This is a genomic window from Sedimentibacter hydroxybenzoicus DSM 7310 (assembly GCF_013403245.1).
Lineage (GTDB): Bacteria > Bacillota > Clostridia > Tissierellales > Sedimentibacteraceae > Sedimentibacter > Sedimentibacter hydroxybenzoicus.
The window spans coordinates 88,529-108,237 of record NZ_JACBNQ010000009.1 but is presented as its reverse complement, the minus strand read 5'-3'; the positions used below and the strand labels follow the sequence as shown (position 1 = coordinate 108,237).

The window sequence follows — 19,709 nt, the reverse complement described above, 5'->3', positions numbered from 1 at the left end:
ATCTCAGCTTTTGAAGTGATGAGATCCTTCGCTATCGCTAAGGATGACAACTCAGAATAATTAAAGAGAGTTAGTGATATCTTTCGTCGACATTCTCCAATAATTTCAAATTAATATTGCTTTTGAAAAGTATTGTGGTATAATATAATGGTTATACTGCTCTGATATTAAAAATACGGACAAATATTTGCTCGTGACAGGGAAAACAGTATATATTAGTTCGTCTAAGAGGAATTTACTGATGCGAATTAATATATTTATGAATTCATTTATTGAAACAATATTAGTTTTTAATCATACAATAATTTAAATATATAGGAGGAACAATGAGTTCTAAATTACTTAAAAAAGAAAAAAACATAGTTACTATTGAATTTACAGTCACACCGGATCAATTCGAAGAATCGGTGAATAAAGCATATTTAAAAGCGAAAAATAGCATTAATGTGCAAGGATTCAGAAAAGGAAAGGCTCCAAGACATATAATTGAGAAAAAATATGGCAAGAGCATTTTTTATGATGACGCTTTAGATTTTGCCGTTCAGGAAGAGTATCCAAAGGCAGTTACGGAATTAAACCTTGATGTAATTGACAGCCCTAAGGTAGATATTCAGAAATTTGAAACAGGCGAAGACATTGTTGTAACTGCTGAGGTTGAAGTAATGCCTGAAGTTGAGCTCGGAGAATATAAAGGTGTTGAAGTTGAAAAGGTGGAAGTAAAGGTTACCGACGAAGATGTTGAAAAGGAACTTAAAGCTATTCAGGATAAGAATGCAAGAATAGTTGAAGTTACTGACAGACCTGTTCAAAACGGAGACTTTTTAACTATAGATTATGCCGGCTTTGTGGGAGAAGAACAATTTGAAGGAGGAACTGCTGAAAATCAGTCCCTTGAAATTGGCTCTAACACATTTATTCCGGGATTTGAAGAACAGTTAATAGGTAAAAATAAGGGTGATGAGGTTCAGGTTAACGTAACATTCCCCGAAGAATATCATGCTGAAAACTTAAAAGGCAAGGATGCAGTATTTAATGTAAAAATTCATGAAATAAAATCAAAGGAAATGCCTGAAATAGATGACGAATTTGCAAAAGATATAAGCGAATTCGACACTTTGGAAGAATTAAAAGCTGATACAAGAAAAAATCTTGAAAAAAGAGCGGCTGATTCTTCAAAGGTTACAAATGACAACAATGTATTAACTAAAATTATAAACGATGCTAAGATAGAAGTACCCGAAGTATTGATTAAAAGAGAAATTGATTATTTAGCAAAAAATTATGAACAACAATTCCGTCAACAAGGTTTTGTCGGTAAAGAATACGATGATATAATAAGTAATTTTGTTAACCAATACAAAGAAGGTGCAAAAGACCAAGCAGAATTTAACGTAAAAGCCGAATTGGTTTTAGAAGCAATAATCAAGAAAGAAAATCTTCAGGCTTCTGAAGAAGATTTGATGAAAGAAGTAGAAGAAATGGCTAAGTCATATCAGGTAGAAGAAGAGAGAATGGAAGCTTTCAAGAACAGCATGCTTGAATCAAGCAGAGGTTATATCGAAGAAACTCTTAAAAAGAGAAAAGTTATAGAAATGCTTGTTGCAAGTGCCGTTTTTACAGAACCTGCTGAAAAAGAAGCTGAAGAAAGCAAAGAAAAATAATTTAAGATAATATTAAGATAAATAAGTACAATAATAGTATAATGAAATATAATAAATAGGAGGAAATATTATGGCTTTAGTACCATATGTAATTGAACAAACAGGCAGAGGCGAAAGATCTTACGATATATATTCGAGATTGTTAAAGGACAGAATAATTATATTAAGTGATGAAGTTAATGATGCAACAGCAAGCGTAATAGTTGCACAGCTGTTATTTTTAGAGTCAGAGGATCCTGATAAGGATATACAGCTATATATTAACTCCCCAGGCGGCTCTATAACAGCAGGTATGGCAATCTATGACACCATGCAGTATATTAAGCCGGACGTATCTACTATATGTATAGGTATGGCTGCAAGCATGGGTGCGTTTTTACTGTTGTCGGGAGCAAAAGGAAAAAGATTTGCACTGCCGAATTCAGAAATAATGATTCACCAGCCCCTTGGCGGGATGAAGGGTCAGGCATCTGACATAAAAATTCACGCTGACAGAATAATTAAGATAAGAGATACTTTAAATGATATCATTAGTGAAAAAACAGGTCAGTCAATAGAGAAAGTTTCGCGCGACACTGACAGAGACAATTTCATGTCAGCGGAGGAAGCGAAAGCTTATGGCATAATAGATGATATAATTGCCAAAAGAAAATAAGGAGTGTTTCAATGAGCAAAAATAATGATAAGCAAATCAAATGCTCGTTTTGCGGTAAGGCTCAGGAACAGGTAAGAAGATTAATAGCCGGTCCTGACGTATATATCTGCGATGAATGTATTGAATTGTGTCATAACATTGTGGATGACGATATAGACTTATTCGAAGAATATGATTTTACTGAACTCCCGAAGCCAAAAGAAATTAAAGAAAAGCTTGATGAGTATGTAATTCAGCAGGATTGCGCAAAAAAAAGCTTGGCAGTGGCAGTATACAATCATTATAAAAGAATTAATTATAAAGCAAAAGATGATGGTGTTGATATTCAAAAAAGCAATATTTTATTGCTTGGACCTACCGGAAGCGGTAAGACGTATCTTGCACAAACATTGGCAAGGTTGTTAAATGTACCATTTGCAATTGCAGATGCTACATCATTGACAGAAGCAGGCTATGTTGGTGAGGATGTTGAGAACATACTGTTAAAGCTGTTGCAGGCTGCAGATTTTGATGTTGAAAGGGCAGAAAAGGGCATCATTTATATTGATGAAATCGATAAAATTTCCAGACGTTCAGAGAACCCTTCTATAACGAGAGATGTAAGCGGCGAAGGTGTGCAGCAAGCACTTCTTAAAATATTGGAGGGAACTGTTGCAAATGTACCGCCACAAGGCGGAAGGAAGCACCCGCATCAGGAGTTTATACAAATAGACACTACAAATATATTATTTGTTTTAGGCGGTGCCTTTGACGGAATAGAAAAAATAGTACAAAAAAGAATAGGCAAAAAAAGTATCGGGTTTGGTGCAGACCTTACAGGTAATTCGGCTATGGATACCGATAAACTTTTACAACAGGTTCAAACACAGGATTTATTGAAATTTGGATTAATTCCTGAATTTGTGGGCAGAATGCCGGTTGTAGTTGCCTTAGAAAAGTTAGATAAAAAGGCTTTAATGTCTATTTTGACAGAGCCAAAGAACTCCCTTGTAAAACAATATAAGGAATTGTTCAAAATGGATAATGTTGAATTGGAGATAGAAAAGGATGCCTTGGAAGAAATAGCTGACAGAGCTTTGGAGATAAAAACAGGTGCAAGAGGTTTGAGAGGCATACTTGAAAGTACAATGACTGATGTTATGTACGAAATTCCATCTCGAAATGACATTAAAAAATGTGTTATAACTAAGGATACTATAGTTAATAAAAGTGAACCGAAATTGGTATTGACTAAGAAATTGTTAACTGATAAAAAAGAAAACGCATCATAGACCGCTGAAAATTCCAGCCTGCGTCGTTATCGCTTCGACGGTCAATCCTCACGTATGTTGAATACGTTGCGGTTGCCCGTCTTGCGATGCCTTGCAGGACGAAAATTTTCAACGGTCTATAAGATAGATGTAGTGTTTTGTGAACTGCCTGCTGCTACAAGCAGGCAGTTTTTACTAAGGAGATTATATGATTGAAAATTACAGTATAGAAAATAAAAAGCTTCCTTTGATTCCAATCAGGGGAATCGGAATATTCCCGGATACAATGATGCATTTTGATATTGGCAGGGAAAAATCAATAAATGCTTTAGAAGAAGCAATGTTGGAAGACTCAGATATTTTTCTTACAATACAAAAAGAAGCAGATATAGATTCACCTAAAGAAGAAGATTTTTTCGAGGTTGGTGTCATTTGTAAAATTAAGCAGATGATTAAGCTTCCCGGAGACAATATAAGAGTGCTTGTTGAAGGCGTGAACAGAGCTAAAATTGTTTCCATTGTTCAGACAGAGCCGTATTTTGAGGTTATGCTGGATGAATATGTATATAATAATGATGCCTTGATAAATGATGAATTAGAAGCAATGATTCGCCTGACTCTGGAAAACTTTGAAGAATATTCATTAATATATACAAAAATAGCGCCTGATGCACTTGTTTCTCTTAAAGAAATAAAAAATCCCGATAAATTTGCCGATGTGGTTGCGTCATATATTTATTTAAAGCATGAGCAAAAGCAGGCGTTGTTAGAAATATTCGACCCATATGAAAGACTGGAATCAATCAATACGTATTTATCTAAGGAAATTAAAGTTTTAGAAATTGAAAATGAAATCAGTGAGCTTGTGAGAAAACAGGTCAGTGAATTTCAAAAGGATTATTATTTAAAGGAACAATTGAGAGCTATTCAGAAAGAGCTTGGTGAGGATGAAGGCATAGAGCTTGAAGTTGACGAATATCTGGATAAAATAAAAAAAGCCAATATGCCGAAGGAAGTAAAGGAAAAGGCAGAAAAAGAAATAAACAAGCTTCTGAAAATTTCTTCATCATCACCTGATGCAGGAGTAATAAGAACATACGTAGATTGGCTCATTGATTTGCCTTGGAACAAAAAAACAAAAGACAATACTGATTTGAAGAAAGTGAGAAATGTATTGTCAGAGGATCACTATGGTTTAGAGGATATAAAGGAAAGAATACTTGAATATCTTGCTGTGAAAGCAATAAATAAAGATATGAAAGGACCGATACTTTGTTTTGTCGGACCTCCCGGAGTAGGTAAAACATCCGTTGCTAAATCCATAGCAAGAGCCATGAACAGAAAATATGTAAGAATGTCATTGGGCGGGGTCAGAGATGAAGCGGAAATCAGAGGTCACAGAAGAACATATATAGGGGCTATCCCAGGGAGAATAATATCATTAATTGCAAAAGCGAAGGCAAATAATCCCGTATTTTTGCTTGATGAAATAGATAAGCTTGCAAGTGACTACAAGGGTGACCCGGCATCGGCACTGCTGGAGGCGTTAGATCCTGAACAAAATAAAACATTTACAGACCATTATATTGAAGCTCCGTTCAGCTTAGAAAATGTAATGTTTATTACTACTGCAAATACAACATCCACCATTCCGGGACCACTGTTAGATAGAATGGAAGTAATTGAGATATCCGGTTATACTGATATGGAAAAGATAAATATAGCCGAAAAGTATTTAATTAAAAAACAAATTAGGGAGCATGGATTAAAAGAAACCCAGGTAAGTATTTCGCAAAATGCCATAACCGAAATAATTGAAAGATACACACGTGAATCGGGTGTACGTAATCTTGAACGAAGCATAGGATCTTTAATAAGAAAAGCCGCTGTACAAATAGTGGAAAATAAAAAGAAAACTGTTACAATCAATAATGGAAACCTGAAAAAATATTTGGGTATTCCGAAATATGATTATGATTTAGCATATGAAGAAGATCAGGTAGGTGTTGTAACGGGTCTTGCCTGGACTAAGGTTGGCGGAGAAACTCTGTTTATAGAAGTAAACACTATGAAGGGTGACGGCAAGCTTCAGCTTACAGGTAAATTAGGCGATGTAATGAAGGAATCTGCTATGGCAGCTATTAGCTATATAAAAGCAAATGCAGACAAATTTAAAATAGATTACAGTAAATTTAAGGAAACAGACATACACATTCATGTACCTGAGGGAGCAATTCCAAAGGATGGTCCTTCAGCAGGAATAACAATGGCTACGGCGGTTATATCCGCGCTTACTGATGTACCGGTGAGAAAAGATGTGGCTATGACCGGGGAAATTACAATAACAGGCAGAGTATTGCCTATCGGCGGATTAAAAGAAAAGCTGCTGGCTGCAAAGAGAGCCGGAATCAAAAGGGTGGTTCTGAGTACTAAGAATAAGCCGGATGTATCAAAAATCGACAGTAAAATAATTCGCTCCATGGAAATAGTTTATGCAGATAAAATAGAGGATGTAGTTAAATACGCATTAGCCGATAGATAGGCAATGGATGGGCGATGGATTAGCTATAGATAGGCAATAGATTAGAATAAGTAACAATTGCCAATCAATTGATAGTCCATTGCAAGTCGACTGCAAATCCATTGTACTGGGAGGAATATATGATAATAAAAAAAGCAGAATTACTTATTACGGCTGTTAAAAAAGAACAATATCCAGATACGGTTGTACCTGAAATTGCTTTTGCAGGCAAATCTAATGTAGGGAAATCCTCAATGATTAATGCATTGCTAAACAGAAGAAGTCTGGCAAGAACGAGCTCACAACCGGGAAAGACACAGACATTAAATTTTTATAATATTAATGATTCATTCAATTTTGTTGATTTGCCGGGATATGGATATGCAAAGGTATCAAAATCCGAAAAAGAAAAATGGGGCAAAATGATTGATACATTTTTGCATAACAGAAAACAGCTTAAGGAAGTAATTTTACTTGTTGATATCAGGCATGAACCCAGCAATAATGATATTCAAATGTATGATTGGATAAAAAGCTGCGGATATACAGGCTACGTCATTGCTTCAAAGGCAGATAAGCTTTCTAAAACTCAACAAATTAAAAGCGTTAATATAATTAAGAAAACATTGAATATTACGGATAAAAATATAATAATTCCGTTTTCATCAGCATCTAAATCAGGTGTTGAACAAATATGGGATTTGTTTGTAAATATTTTAGGCTTGGAAAATTAGAACAGTTCAATTTTACGTAAAAAATCCATGTTAAATTTTATGCAAATTGATTAAAAGCATTGCAAGTGGGTATATTACTTTTAATTGGAGGAATAATAATGGATTATAAAGTTGAGCGTTATCTAAAGAGCGACATAAACAACGCGAAAATAACTGTTGAAGAAATTTTAGACAGCATAAAAAACATTGTAAGCGAGAACACTTTCTTTAACACTAAACTGATATTGAATGAATTAATTATAAATAGTATTTTACACGGAAATCAAAAAGATAAAAGCAAACAGGTTTTTATTAATTTATTGATTGATAAGTCTTGCATTATTATAGAAGTAGCTGATGAAGGATTGGGAATTTGTTATAAGAAAAAAGCTTACGGTGATTATGATTTTTGCGAATCTGGAAGAGGATTGATGTTGGTTGAAGGTCTTTCCGATAAGTTTGAAGTATGCGGAAACAGAGTTAAATGCGTACAATATATTAAATAGTCGTTTTTATATTTATTTAATTATGTTATAATAGACACCTAACAGGTGTTTATTTATTTATTTATTTATTTATTTATTTATTTTTTGGAGCAAATCATGGACAACATTAAGCTTTCGGTTAGAGAATTAGTTGAATTTGTATATAAAAGCGGAGATATTAACGTAAAAAACCTGAGTCCCGAAAGAGCAATGGAAGGAATAAAGGCACATAAAATTCTTCAGTCTTTAATGGGAGAGAACTATCAAAAAGAATATTTTCTCAAAAGGGAATTTACCGTTAACAATATACAGTTTACAATAGAAGGAAGAGCTGACGGAATAATATCCGAAAACAATGAAATTATAGTAGATGAAATTAAATCTACTTATACGAATTTGGATTTTATTGAAAAAAATTATAACGAAGCCCATATTGCGCAGGCAAAATGTTACGCGTACATTTACTGTCTTGATAATGAAATAAACAATATCTCAATTCAGTTAAGATATTATAATTTAGATACGGAAAAAACGAAAACAATTCCTTATAACTATGACCTTAAGGAACTTGAATTGTTTTTTTATGAGCTTTTAAATTCTTATATTGAATGGGCTCAAACGATTATTGACTTAAAAAAGGAAAGGGAACGCTCAATAAACGATCTTAAATTTCCATTTGATTATTACAGAAAAGGCCAGAGAGATTTTTCTGTTGCTGTTTTCAGTACAATAAAAGAAGGTAAAAAATTATTCTCTCAGGCACCGACAGGTGTTGGTAAAACTATATCTATTTTATTTCCTGCTATTAAATCCATGAATTATAAAAACAATACAAAGGTTTATTATCTCACGGCTAAATCATCTACTAAAACAATTGCTTTTAATACTGTTAAAATGATGGTTCATAAGGGATTAAGCCTGAGAACAACGGTTATAACAGCAAAGGACAAAATATGCTTCATGGAAGAAACTAATTGCGATCCGGAATATTGTCCATATTCAAAAGGATATTATGACAGGTTGAATATACCTCTCAAAAATGCCGTTAAAAACAACTGTTTGTTTGACAGGGAATATATAGAAGAAACAGCAAGAAAGCATGATCTATGCCCATTTGAATTTTCTCTTGATTTAAGTTATATGTCTGATGCTGTCATTTGCGACTATAATTATTATTTTGATCCGAGAGTTGCTCTTCAAAGGGATGATGTATTTAAAAATACTAATGATATACTTCTGATTGATGAAGCTCATAATCTTGAAGACAGAACAAGAGATATGTTTTCTCCCGAGCTTATAAAGGAAGATTTCTATGAACTTTATAAAGTGATGAAGAAAACCAATAAAAAAATAGGCAGCGCACTACATAATATTAACAAGAGATTTATAGAAATTAAAAAAGAAGCTGATAATGAGTCAAAAATTTTAGAAAATGAACCTTCTGAGCTAATAAGTTCCCTAAGGAAATTTTCAACTATAGCAGAAAAATTTATAAACGATAAAAAAAATGAAAATATACCGGATGAGTTAATTGACATGTATTTTAAAAGTACATTTTTTATAAAAATTTCCGAAATAGCAAATTCAAATTTTTGCTACTACGTTGATTTTATAGGAAATAAAACTAAGGTTAAGTTGTTTTTAATAGATCCATCCTCAGTATTGAAGGAAATATTAAAAAATGCGTGGTCTTCAATATTTTTTTCAGCAACCTTAACTCCTTTAAAATATTTCAGATATATTTTAGGCGGAGAGGATGACGACCATATATTAAAAATCAAATCACCCTTTGATGATGAAAATTTAAATTTAATGATAACCTCGGATATTTCCATGAAATATACGGAAAGAGAGGCAAACATAGAATCAGCATGCTGTTATATAAATAAATTGATATCCGAAAAGAAAGGTAATTACATGGTGTTTTTCCCTTCCTACAGCTTTATGGGGAAAATTTATGAGACTTATGAAAATTTATATGATACTTCAAACATTATTTTACAAAATCAAGGATTAAATGAAGAAGAGCAAACAGAAATTGTAGATAAGTTTAAAAGCCAAACAGGGTTGGTATTATTCACCGTTGTGGGAGGAGTATTTTCTGAGGGCATTGATTTACCCCTTGAAAAATTAATAGGTGCGGTTATAATAGGTACAGGAATACCTCAAATTTCCTTTGAAAGAAATATTATTAAAGGATTTTTTGATGAAAAATATAATTCAGGCTATGACTTTGCATACAAATATCCTGGTTTCAATAAAATTTTACAATCCGCAGGCAGAGTGATAAGAACTGAAAATGACAGAGGCACGGTGCTTATGATAGATTCAAGGCTGTGCCAGATGACATACATAAAGCTGTTTCCTGAGCATTGGAAACATTATAAAAAGATTAATAATGTAAACAACTTAATAAACGAGGTAAAGTTATTTTGGGACGGGAAGGAGAATAAATGATGAATATTATTTCAAACATGAATGTTAAGAATAACCAATTGATAGGCAAGCCTGAATTAAATACTTTATTGGCAAACGACACAGCAAAAATATACGAGGTTATAAGAGTAATCAAAAAGAATCCTATTTTTTTGAAAGAGCACTTTGAACGTATGAGAGACAGCATACGCTTAAGCGATGTAGAAGGGAATTTAAATTTTGATGAATTTCAAAATTCAATTAATTTATTGATAAAAGAAAATAATTTTGAAAACTGTAATATAAGAGTATCGTATTATTATGACAGCGAGCCCGTAGTTTTATTTTATTTTATAGAAAGCAGCTATCCTGCAAAGGAACAATTTATGACCGGGGTTCATACTGTAACGGCAAAAATACATAGAGATAATCCGAACATTAAGGCTTTTCAAAAAAACTTCAAGGAAAAAGTAGAAGAAATTATAAAAAATACAAAAGCGTATGAAGTAATTTTAATAAATGATGATGATACTGTAAGCGAGGGAAGTAAATCAAATATATTTTTTATTAAAAATAATAAGCTCGTTACATCACCGGATGATAATGTGCTGCTCGGAGTTACAAGGAGCAAGGTTATAGAAGTTTGTGAAAGAAACGGTATTGAAGTAATAAGGCGTGTTATAAGGTATGATGAGCTTGACAACTTTGATGCTGCCTTTATCACAGGGACATCAAATGATGTGCTTCCGATAAAAGCTATAGATGACAGAATTTATAATTCTGCCGATAATGATACGGTTAAAAAGGCATTAGAGTTGTATTTGAATGAGATGGAGAAAGAAATTAAATAGAAGGTCGTAGCGGCTTTATTTATCAAAAAACACAAAAATGGCCACGGGGCCATCGTTGTGAAGCATTAATATGCATAAAAGGGGTATTGGGAATATATTTTGGTTATCGGGGGGGATAACCATGGTTATTATAACATAAAGAAACATTATTTTGCAAGTATTTTTTACAAATTTTTTATACTTAAGAGGTACATATGGAAGTTTATTTGGATAACAGTGCAACAACAAGGGTAAGGCATGAAGTATTACAGCAAATCATAGATGTCAATAAAAACTATTATGGGAATCCATCATCGCTTCATCGCATGGGATTGATGGCAGAAAAGAAAATTGATGAGGCGAGAAGGTATGCAGCTAAAATAATTAACGCTAAATATGAAGAAATATATTTTACCGGAGGAGGCACTGAAAGCAATAATATTGCGCTTATCAGCCACTTAAGTAATATATATGAAAATTCAAATATTGTAACCACAAAAATCGAGCATCCTTCTGTTTACAACGTAGTAGATCAGTTCAAGGATAAAGCAAGTATAAGATATGTTGAAACCGACGGTATGGGAAGAGTCAATCTTGATGATTTAAAGAAAAAAGTTGATTCTGATACCGTATTGGTATCCATTATGCATGTTAATAACGAAATTGGGATTGTGCAGGATATAAAAAAGATAGCCGAAATTGCTAAAAGCAAAAATAACAGTACAAAAATACATGTGGATGCTGTACAATCATATGGTAAGATAAAAATTGACATAAATAATATTCCTGTTGATACAATGGCATTCAGCAGTCATAAAATTCACGGACCTAAAGGAGTCGGAGGATTATTTGTTCGTTCCTCGCTAAAAATTAAGCCCTCGGTCTTTGGGGGAGGTCAGGAAAAATCAGTTCGTCCGGGTACTGAAAACACGGCAGGTATAATTGGTTTTGGTGAAGCATGCAAGCTTCTGTATGATAATTTTGAAGAAGAAAATTATAAACTTAATGAGCTTAAAGCTCTTTACGCTAAAAGGTTATCCGAAGAAATAGAGGATGTACGAATTAACAGCTTATTAAATGGGGAAGGCGCTCCTCACATACTCAATATATCGTTTAAGAACGTAAAAGGAGAAGTATTGGTACACTTTTTAGAGCAAAAAGGAATATATGTTTCAACAGGCTCGGCATGTTCTTCAAAAAGTAAGAGCAACAGGATATTAGATGCGCTCAATATTGATAAGGAATATATTGATGGCTCCATAAGAATGAGCTTAGGTTATTTTAATAACCATGACGAAGTAGAATATGTTGTAATGCATATTAAACAATCAGTTAATGATATAAGAGAAATCATGATGCTATAGAAAGGAACAAAGGACTATATGTACAATGTTGTGGCAGTAAGCTTTGGAGAAATATTTTTAAAGGGAAAAAACAGAGGTTCCTTTGAACATAAACTTACAGAGCAAATAAGGTATGCGTTAAAAGAGTACAAGGATGTATCCATATATAAGGAATTAGGCAAGGTTTTTATACAGACTAAGCATATTGATGATATGGACGGAATTATAAATAAAATTAAAAAGGTATTTGGAATAGTTGTTATAAGTCCCTCCATAAAGGTTGAAAAAGATCCTGAAATCATCATAGAAAAAGCGATTGAATTATTCAGATACCTTAAGGAAAAACAAAACATAAAAACATTTAAGGTTAATACAAAGAGAGGGGATAAAACCTTTCCTGTCAAATCAATGGATTTCAGTGCATTAGCAGGTGAAAAGATACTGAATGCTTTTCCTGACGTAACAGTTGATGTACACAATCCCGATATAGAAGTAATGATAGATATAAAGAAAAACTGTTATATATCATCTGAAAGAATTACAACCGTAGGAGGAATGCCCATAGGCTCCTGCGGAAAGGCACTTTTGCTTTTATCGGGAGGAATTGACAGCCCCGTAGCAGGCTATATGATTGCAAAAAGGGGAGTAGAAATCAGTGCTCTTTATTTCCACACATATCCGTTTACATCGGAGAGAGCAAATGAAAAGGTTAAACGGCTTAAAGAAATTTTAGAGGAATATTGCGGGAAAATCAAACTTTACAGCGTTAATTTGTTAGATGTTCACAAAGCCATAAAAGAGCATTGCAGAGAAGAGGAAACAACTATTTTAGCAAGGCGGTTCATGATGAGAATTGCGGAAAGAATAGCTGAAGAAAATGGACTGGAGATGTTAATAACAGGTGAATCATTAGGTCAGGTTGCAAGCCAGACAATGAAATCTATGATAGTTATAGAAAACTCTATAGAAATGCCTATACTTAAACCTGTCATAGGTATGGATAAGACAGAGATAATGGATAAAGCAAAGGAAATCGGAACTTATGAAACCTCGATTTTACCTTACGATGATTGCTGCTCTGTTTTTGCTCCTTCTCATCCTCTTATAAATCCAAAATTAGATTCCATTTTAATTTCGGAGGGAAGGCTGAACGTTGAAGAATTGATTAATAAGGTATACTCAACCTTAGAAGTAATATAATAATCAGTTTTATCAATCACAAATCTTATTAACTGACATATATTAAATTAAAATAAAAGAGAGGTGAATATATATGTCAGATGAAGTAAGAGCTACAAATTTTGATTGCTGTGACAGAGGCTGTGACAATAATTGGATAGAATGGATTATAATTATATTTGTAATTTTCTGGCTGCTTGGCGGGAATAACTGGCTTGGTGGTATTGGCGGCAGAGGTGGTTGCTGCAGATAATTTGTACTTAATTTAGGTTGTTGAAAACAACGACCTATCGTCTTAAATCATAAGGGCTGTATTATACATGTACAGCTCTTTTGTATGTGTAAGCGGACATTTCCACTTGATTTTAATATGAATGAACTGTATACTAATTTATAAATATTGAAATGGATAGAAAATATAAATGTAGGCGGAAAAAATGAAAAAGGTTAATATTTATTCAGACGGTGCATGCAGCGGAAATCCCGGCCCGGGAGGGTACGGAATAATATTGGAGTATAACGGAAATGAATTAGAGCTCAGCGGCGGAGAAAAAAATACAACTAATAACAGAATGGAGCTTATGGGGGTTATTGTTGGATTTGAAGCACTTAAAGAGAAGTGTGACGTTACAGTTACAACTGATTCGAAATATGTTGCGGATGCAATCAATAAGGGCTGGCTTAGTTCATGGCAAAAGAAAAATTGGAAAAAATCTGATGGAAAGCCGGTTTTGAACGTCGATTTATGGGAGAGATTATTAAAAGCAATGGATAAGCATAACGTTAAGTTTGTTCATGTCTTAGGTCATAACGGTCATGAATATAATGAGCGTTGTGACAAGCTTGCGGTTTCAGAGCGTGATAAGTTTGCAAATAGTTAATTAATAATACAGGTTTCAACATAATATTTAAGAAACATTAATTACCTCATGAATATTATAAAATAACAAATTATATTATGAGGTGATTATATAATGATTTATAGACAAAACCAAAATCAGGTTCAATGTCCTAATGTAAATACAATGCCCTATGTTGTTCAGCCCGGAGATACATTGAATTCCATAGCAGCAAGATTCGGCATCAATTTAGTGGGACTGCTGGAATTAAACCCAACCTTGCGACTAAGGACCCTGACAGTAGGTATGTCTTTGTGCGTGCCAAGAGTACCTCAAAGACCGCCGTGTGTAAATGGGGCTTATTATATTATCAGGGAAGGAGATAGTTTTTATAATATAGCCCGAACATATGAAATACCGCTTAATTTATTACTCGAATCAAATCCTGACGCAAATCCCTACGATTTGAAAGTTGGTCAGGAAATATGTATACCTAACGTTCCACCTGGATGCCCGTTTGGTACAGTAGTTACAATTCAAGAAGGAACACGTTTAAGTGATATTTTAATCAGTTATAATTTAAGCTTGAATGAATTAATAGAATTTAACAGAGAATTTAATCCGAATGTTATTGTTCCCGGCACTGAGTTGTGTATTCCGTCTGAAAATTTTGAAGCTTGCTCCGAAAATTCAACAGAATATATTATCAGAACAGGAGACACTCTTTCAACTGTTGCTATAGCCAATAACCTGACACCTTCACAGCTGTTGATTGCTAATCCGAGCTTAAGACCTGCTAACTTTTTGATTGTGGGAACAAGAGTTTGTATACCAAGGATGTAGCGGGGTTAAGGCGTAAAAAATACAGCAGACAGTCTGCTGTATTTTTGTTGCATTTATATTGAACATTGATTTAGATATTAATCTAAAACCAATGATGGGGGAGTGTAAACTCTTGCTTTTAATTCAGTATTAAGAAGGTACAAGCCCTTTGCGTCTGTTCCGAAGTTGTTGTATTTTTGTATTAATTCATCAGCATTTTTTTCTTCTTCGCCCTGCTCCATTATAAACCAGTCTAAGAATTGCATGGTTCTGTAATCTTTAGTTTGGGACGCTTCATAATAAATGTTATGAATTGAATCAGTAACAAACTTTTCATGCTTTAAAGCTTCGTGAAGAGGGGCATCATAGCTCTTGAAATCTATATCAGGTGCACCGATTTCTAATAATTTAACCGACAAACTGTTATTCTGCATATATTGAATGAACAGCATCGCATGATCCATTTCTTCCTGTGCCTGAACCTTGAACCAATTTCCGAAACCATCTAAGCCGTTATCAATATAGTAATTTGACATATCTAAGTATAAATAAGCCGAAAACATCTCTTTGTTTACCTGCTCGTTTAACAATTTTATTACATTTTCTTTTATCATAATTTAAATCTCCTTTTTAAGCTATATATAATGTATACCCCAAAAAAGCAATTTCAAAACATTCTGCTGTTTTAATTTTATAAAAACGGGCAAAAATTTGTCCGTGACAGGAGAAAACAGTATTACTAATTCGCTCAAAGGGAACATTTTAATGCGAATTAGTATCACTTCTTTAAATTTTTATCATAAACTATATGGAGGTGATTGCTTTGATATGTAATGAAATATTGTCAATAACGGGAAACAGCCAGGGGAATTTATTTTTATTTGTACTTGAATTATCGGAAGAAGAGTATACTTGTAAAAAAGCGGTTTATATAGGCAAGTCAGAAAAGATTGCTATTCATAGCATAGTTAATTGGCGGAATTCTATATATCTGGTGGATTCATACAACAATAAAATATATAAGTACGATTTGAATTTAAATGAAATTTCAGAAACAAATGTAGGAAGTGACCCACGACATATTACATTAGATGAAAATAACATTTATGTTGCAAATTTTGAATCGGATAATATTTCCGTAATAGATATAACTAATTTTTCATTGACAGAATCTATCCCGGCCGGTATAAAACCTCACGATGTTTTATACAACCCAAATAATAAAAGGCTGTACACATGCTGCTATGAAGAAAATGAAATTATAGAATATTCGGAAAACAGGGAAGAAAAAAGATATTTCAAAACAAATGGAAAGCCTATGCATATGTTCATATCGAAGGATTGTTTAATTGTTATGACTTATTTTGTAAATGGCAACGTACATACAAACATTAATTTTATAAACCTTGTAACGGGTGAAATAGAAAAGGTAATAAAAGTTGAAGGATTGGGCTCAGACTTTGATTTTGATGAAAGCAACAATAAAATATACTTAATAAACATTGTTGACAAAACCCTTTATATAATAGATGCTGCAAAAAAGGAATTAATAAAAACCAGCTACTTAGGCGGGTATCCTGAAAGCTTAACTGTGGGAAATTCCTATGTATATATTAATAATTCCAAGAAAAATCAAATAACAGCCATAGATAAGGACTATCATACAATTTCAAAAACTATAGATATTTCCTTTACCCCCGGCTGTATAAAAATCGTTAATTAAGCTCTGACGTAAGAGTTTTAACAATGTTAGAAAATATTTCTTCAGGATTTGAATCCCATTTTTTGCATATGTTTTTTGCTGTTGCCTCATCAATAACATTAATGCTTAAGCTGAAAATGACGGATTCATTTTCCATGACCTGAAGAGATACAATAAATTCATCATCTTTTCTTTTATAATAATGACCCAGCAACTCTCTGTGTTTTTTTATTTCCTTTTTTAAATATGACAAATTTTCTTTTACTTCATTTTTGAAATATTCAGGCAGTATCTCCCCGAACATATCCAAAGCGGCTATTCCGGCTTCGGATATTGCGTAATATTCATTGCCCTTTTTTGAATTTAAAACTACAAATTTGGAATCGCATAAATCAGACAACAGTCCCTGCAAGGTAAAATAATCAAGAATTCTATTATCTAATATAAAATTTGTTATTTCAATATTTGTCAATGGAACATTAATGAAATTTAATATGTATAAAAGCTTAAGCTTATCCTGAGCTATTTTGTTCCCGTTACTCATGCTTCCTCCTAATTACTAAACTACTTACACCACTACTTAATTATACCAAATTATTAACTAATAACAACAATAATATGAAAATTCTTCATATGGACATATTGTTAAAGATATTATACAATTGACGTAACATTAATAATAAGGGGAAAAAAGTCAATGAAGAAAAAATTTATTATTATTTTTATGATTATTATGTTTGCTTTAACCGCATGCTCCATAAAAGACGGAGTAACATCAAATTCAGGTAATGAGCAAAATGAACAGACTCCTGAGGAGCCGATTAAAGAAGAGGATGAGGAAACAGAAGAATCGGAGGAAACAGAAGAATCGGAAGAAACAGAAGAATCGGAAGAAATTGATCCTGTTGCTGCAATTGATTTGTCAATTGAGCCAAATGAGCTCGGAGAAATCATGATTCTTATGTATCATGGTATAGGACCTGAAGAATCAGTTTGGCAAAGAACTCCCGAAAATTTCCGTAAGGATTTAGAATATATGTATCAGAATAAATATCAGATGATAAGCTTAAATGATTATGCAAAGGGAGAAATAAAAACTAAAGCAGGTTACACTCCTATAATATTAACGTTTGATGACGGAAGACAGAACAATTTTAATTATATAGAACAAGACGGTGAATTGATAATTGACCCTGATTGTGCCGTAGGAATATTAGAAGAATTTAAGGAAAAATATGATGATTTTGATGTTACGGTAAGCTTTTTCTTAAACGCTAATCCCTTCGGACAAAAAGAGTATACAGAACAGAAGATAAAGTGGCTGGTTGAAAACGGATACGACATAGGAAATCACACGTACAATCACTATGAGTTGGAATTGTTAAGCTCGGATGAAATTCAGGCGGAAATCGGCTCGGTAAACAATATCATAAAGGCAATTATACCTGATTATGAGGTTGAAACGTTGGCGCTGCCTCATGGAAGCAATCCCAAAAAAGAAAATTTGGAAATTATGCTGAGCGGAGAGTATGAAGGCAATAAGTATAAGACAATTGCAACTCTTGATGTGGGTTGGAGACCGGCTTATTCCCCCTTTGATACATTGATTGATTTTAACAGCTTATATAGAGTTACTGCAAGCGAAATAAATGTGGATAATTGCGGTATATACGATTATTTTAAATCTTTTGAGAACGGTACGAGAGAAAGATTTATAAGTGATGGTAACCCTGAAGTTGTAACCATACCAAAAAAACACGAAGAATATTTAAATATGGACATGGTTGGAGATAGAATAGTAAATATATATGAGTAAAGCAGTAAAAATTTACTGCTTTTTTTATACCTCGTTACACTTTACATAATTTTTATAATATGATATAATTTACACAATATAGAAAATAGCTCCGAGCATAGCCGCCTAAAAGAAAATCATGGTTGTTATGCCGTTAGGGTCTTGTTTGGAAACAATGAGGCCTCCTGTTGGAAAGGAGTTTTAATTTTTTACAGCATTTCCATCAGGCATGCTGTTTTTTTGTAATTATTTATACTTTTGGAGGAAGAAGAATATGATAAGAAAATCAAAAATTATTTTATTTGTATTGACAATTGCACTTATATTGTCACAGGTTTCTGCATTTGCTGTTGATTATACGTTGGAAATAGCAGTTAATGAAGTGGAAGAAACATTGAAATTCTCATTTGATGATTTAAAAGCAATGCCGGCTGAGGCACTAATTGACGAAGAATACATATATAACAGCAAGACCGGTGAAAAAACAGCTGATGTAAAAGGTGTAAGCTTAAAATATCTTTTAAAGGAAAAAGCTGAAATTACTTTTGAAAACGGACAAGTATTATTTGAAGCATCTGACGGATATCCGATTGATCCTCAATCTCTTGAAGATATATTCAATGATGAACTGAAATATGTTATAGCATATGAAGTAAACGGTGAAGCAATAGACAATGATGAAAACGCTGACACTGAAGATATAACAATCTACAGAAAAGTTAAGGAAGAAGGCGAATTTGGAACAGTTTATAAATTGATAAATAAGATAATTGTTACCGAGGAAGACGCTTCCGCCGCAGAAGAAACAGTTGAAGAAGAATCTGCGGAAATAGAAGATCCTGCAGATACTGACGTAGAAAAAGTATTTAATGATATAACCGAAGAGTATAAATTCGCAGAAGCAGCTATTTATGAACTTGCCAATAAGGGTATAATCGATGGTATGGGTGATGGTCTGTATGCACCGCAAAACCCGTTTACAAGAGAGCAGTTCTGTAAAATAATTGTTGAGGCTTTAGGATATGAAACAAAAGAATATCAAGGAGCCTTCAGTGATGTAACTGCTGACCGATGGTCCTCAGTATATGTACAGGCTGCAGTTGATAATGGTTTGTTTGTAGGAAATACAGATGGTACATTCCTTCCTGAAAAAATAATTTCAAGACAGGAAATGGCTGCTGTAGCTGCAAGAGCAGCTGTTGCTTCAGGTAAGGTAGCTCAGGAAAAATTAGATAAATTCGTAATGGAGAAATCCGGTTATTCAGACAAAGATACGGTTGCCGACTGGGCAGGAAGCTCAGTAGCGTGGCTTGAAGCAGAGAAAGTATTTGAAGGAGTTGCGGTTGAAAACTTTGAACCTGCAAAAGATGTAAACCGTGCAGAAGCAGCATTAGTGGTATTTAATACATTATTTAAATAATTTTGTGATATGAGTCGAAGAAATATAACTTAAAATAGGAAATGGGCGATATTTTCGCTCATTTCTTATAACTAAGATA

The 19,709-nt window shown here is 33.4% G+C and carries 18 protein-coding genes and 1 riboswitch; of the genes, 16 read left to right on the top strand and 2 right to left on the bottom strand.

Translation table 11 applies throughout. The features are described 5' to 3' along the window. Window positions 1–326 precede the first annotated feature (326 nt). The 13 genes from tig (at window position 327) to HZF24_RS09785 (ending at window position 14,734) form a co-directional block, all read left to right on the top strand. The gene (tig, locus tag HZF24_RS09845; RefSeq protein ID WP_179238129.1) at window positions 327–1,661 is read left to right on the top strand and encodes a trigger factor; all 1,335 of its coding nucleotides are present in this window, start codon (window positions 327–329) and stop codon (window positions 1,659–1,661) included. Window positions 1,662–1,731: 70 nt separating this feature from the next. Further along, window positions 1,732–2,316 carry an ATP-dependent Clp endopeptidase proteolytic subunit ClpP gene (clpP, locus tag HZF24_RS09840; RefSeq protein ID WP_179238128.1) on the top strand — a complete coding sequence of 195 codons (585 nt, stop codon included), beginning with the start codon at window positions 1,732–1,734 and terminating at the stop codon, window positions 2,314–2,316. An 11-nt stretch (window positions 2,317–2,327) separates the two neighbouring features. Further along, the gene (gene clpX / locus HZF24_RS09835; RefSeq protein ID WP_179238127.1) at window positions 2,328–3,587 is read left to right on the top strand and encodes an ATP-dependent Clp protease ATP-binding subunit ClpX; all 1,260 of its coding nucleotides are present in this window, start codon (window positions 2,328–2,330) and stop codon (window positions 3,585–3,587) included. A 187-nt stretch (window positions 3,588–3,774) separates the two neighbouring features. Then, window positions 3,775–6,108: an endopeptidase La gene (gene lon, locus HZF24_RS09830; RefSeq protein WP_179238126.1), complete on the top strand. Its 2,334-nt coding sequence runs from the start codon at window positions 3,775–3,777 to the stop codon at window positions 6,106–6,108. Between the two features lie 119 nt (window positions 6,109–6,227). Next, the gene (yihA, locus tag HZF24_RS09825) at window positions 6,228–6,821 is read left to right on the top strand and encodes a ribosome biogenesis GTP-binding protein YihA/YsxC (RefSeq protein WP_179238125.1); all 594 of its coding nucleotides are present in this window, start codon (window positions 6,228–6,230) and stop codon (window positions 6,819–6,821) included. Between the two features lie 98 nt (window positions 6,822–6,919). Next, entirely contained in the window at window positions 6,920–7,306 is a 387-nt protein-coding gene (locus HZF24_RS09820; RefSeq protein ID WP_179238124.1) for an ATP-binding protein, read from the top strand. Between the two features lie 96 nt (window positions 7,307–7,402). After that, entirely contained in the window at window positions 7,403–9,742 is a 2,340-nt protein-coding gene (locus HZF24_RS09815) for an ATP-dependent DNA helicase (RefSeq protein ID WP_179238123.1), read from the top strand. Then, window positions 9,739–10,551 (top strand): aminotransferase class IV, encoded by an 813-nt coding sequence (locus HZF24_RS09810; protein WP_179238122.1) that lies wholly within the window; start codon window positions 9,739–9,741, stop codon window positions 10,549–10,551. The genes HZF24_RS09815 and HZF24_RS09810 overlap by 4 nt, the downstream gene beginning before the upstream one ends. Window positions 10,552–10,745: 194 nt before the next feature. Further along, window positions 10,746–11,894, top strand: a complete 1,149-nt coding sequence (locus HZF24_RS09805) for a cysteine desulfurase family protein (RefSeq protein ID WP_179238121.1) — start codon at window positions 10,746–10,748, stop codon at window positions 11,892–11,894. 18 nt (window positions 11,895–11,912) lie between these two features. Beyond that, window positions 11,913–13,073 (top strand): tRNA uracil 4-sulfurtransferase ThiI, encoded by a 1,161-nt coding sequence (gene thiI, locus HZF24_RS09800; RefSeq protein ID WP_179238120.1) that lies wholly within the window; start codon window positions 11,913–11,915, stop codon window positions 13,071–13,073. Window positions 13,074–13,146: 73 nt separating this feature from the next. Next, a complete protein-coding gene (locus HZF24_RS09795) occupies window positions 13,147–13,305 on the top strand; it encodes a hypothetical protein (protein WP_179238119.1) in 159 nt (52 codons plus the stop codon). 184 nt (window positions 13,306–13,489) lie between these two features. Next, window positions 13,490–13,933, top strand: coding sequence for a ribonuclease HI (gene rnhA, locus HZF24_RS09790; RefSeq protein WP_179238118.1), 444 nt, complete (start codon window positions 13,490–13,492; stop codon window positions 13,931–13,933). Window positions 13,934–14,026: 93 nt separating this feature from the next. Continuing rightward, a complete protein-coding gene (locus HZF24_RS09785) occupies window positions 14,027–14,734 on the top strand; it encodes a LysM peptidoglycan-binding domain-containing protein (protein WP_179238117.1) in 708 nt (235 codons plus the stop codon). A 77-nt stretch (window positions 14,735–14,811) separates the two neighbouring features. Here the strand turns inward: HZF24_RS09785 and HZF24_RS09780 are convergent, their stop codons facing one another. Then, window positions 14,812–15,327, bottom strand: coding sequence for a ferritin (locus tag HZF24_RS09780; RefSeq protein WP_179238116.1), 516 nt, complete (start codon window positions 15,325–15,327; stop codon window positions 14,812–14,814). 209 nt (window positions 15,328–15,536) lie between these two features. Here HZF24_RS09780 and HZF24_RS09775 point away from each other — a divergent pair, with 209 nt between their 5' ends. Then, window positions 15,537–16,436, top strand: coding sequence for a YncE family protein (locus tag HZF24_RS09775; RefSeq protein WP_179238115.1), 900 nt, complete (start codon window positions 15,537–15,539; stop codon window positions 16,434–16,436). On the opposite strand, the gene HZF24_RS09770 is transcribed toward HZF24_RS09775, so the two are convergent. Then, window positions 16,429–16,959 (bottom strand): DUF4364 family protein, encoded by a 531-nt coding sequence (locus HZF24_RS09770; protein ID WP_179238114.1) that lies wholly within the window; start codon window positions 16,957–16,959, stop codon window positions 16,429–16,431. The two genes, HZF24_RS09775 and HZF24_RS09770, sit on opposite strands and share 8 nt — an antisense overlap. A 153-nt stretch (window positions 16,960–17,112) precedes the next feature. Between HZF24_RS09770 and HZF24_RS09765 the strand changes: the two genes are divergently transcribed. After that, window positions 17,113–18,231: a polysaccharide deacetylase family protein gene (locus HZF24_RS09765; RefSeq protein WP_179238113.1), complete on the top strand. Its 1,119-nt coding sequence runs from the start codon at window positions 17,113–17,115 to the stop codon at window positions 18,229–18,231. A 77-nt stretch (window positions 18,232–18,308) separates the two neighbouring features. Then, a riboswitch (molybdenum cofactor riboswitch) is annotated at window positions 18,309–18,425 on the top strand. A 59-nt stretch (window positions 18,426–18,484) separates the two neighbouring features. Continuing rightward, complete coding sequence (locus HZF24_RS09760; protein WP_179238112.1) at window positions 18,485–19,630, top strand: S-layer homology domain-containing protein; 1,146 nt, start codon at window positions 18,485–18,487, stop codon at window positions 19,628–19,630. The last annotated feature ends 79 nt before the right edge of the window (window positions 19,631–19,709 follow it).

Coding starts and splice junctions, on each gene's coding strand:
- HZF24_RS09765 (WP_179238113.1), top strand. CDS start 17,113: ATGAAGAAAAAATTTATTATTATTTTTATGATTATTATGTTTGCTTTA.
- thiI (WP_179238120.1), top strand. CDS start 11,913: ATGTACAATGTTGTGGCAGTAAGCTTTGGAGAAATATTTTTAAAGGGA.
- HZF24_RS09780 (WP_179238116.1), bottom strand. CDS start 15,327: ATGATAAAAGAAAATGTAATAAAATTGTTAAACGAGCAGGTAAACAAA.
- HZF24_RS09810 (WP_179238122.1), top strand. CDS start 9,739: ATGATGAATATTATTTCAAACATGAATGTTAAGAATAACCAATTGATA.
- HZF24_RS09805 (WP_179238121.1), top strand. CDS start 10,746: ATGGAAGTTTATTTGGATAACAGTGCAACAACAAGGGTAAGGCATGAA.
- lon (WP_179238126.1), top strand. CDS start 3,775: ATGATTGAAAATTACAGTATAGAAAATAAAAAGCTTCCTTTGATTCCA.
- rnhA (WP_179238118.1), top strand. CDS start 13,490: ATGAAAAAGGTTAATATTTATTCAGACGGTGCATGCAGCGGAAATCCC.
- HZF24_RS09785 (WP_179238117.1), top strand. CDS start 14,027: ATGATTTATAGACAAAACCAAAATCAGGTTCAATGTCCTAATGTAAAT.
- HZF24_RS09795 (WP_179238119.1), top strand. CDS start 13,147: ATGTCAGATGAAGTAAGAGCTACAAATTTTGATTGCTGTGACAGAGGC.
- HZF24_RS09820 (WP_179238124.1), top strand. CDS start 6,920: ATGGATTATAAAGTTGAGCGTTATCTAAAGAGCGACATAAACAACGCG.
- HZF24_RS09770 (WP_179238114.1), bottom strand. CDS start 16,959: ATGAGTAACGGGAACAAAATAGCTCAGGATAAGCTTAAGCTTTTATAC.
- clpX (WP_179238127.1), top strand. CDS start 2,328: ATGAGCAAAAATAATGATAAGCAAATCAAATGCTCGTTTTGCGGTAAG.
- HZF24_RS09815 (WP_179238123.1), top strand. CDS start 7,403: ATGGACAACATTAAGCTTTCGGTTAGAGAATTAGTTGAATTTGTATAT.
- yihA (WP_179238125.1), top strand. CDS start 6,228: ATGATAATAAAAAAAGCAGAATTACTTATTACGGCTGTTAAAAAAGAA.
- HZF24_RS09760 (WP_179238112.1), top strand. CDS start 18,485: ATGATAAGAAAATCAAAAATTATTTTATTTGTATTGACAATTGCACTT.
- tig (WP_179238129.1), top strand. CDS start 327: ATGAGTTCTAAATTACTTAAAAAAGAAAAAAACATAGTTACTATTGAA.
- clpP (WP_179238128.1), top strand. CDS start 1,732: ATGGCTTTAGTACCATATGTAATTGAACAAACAGGCAGAGGCGAAAGA.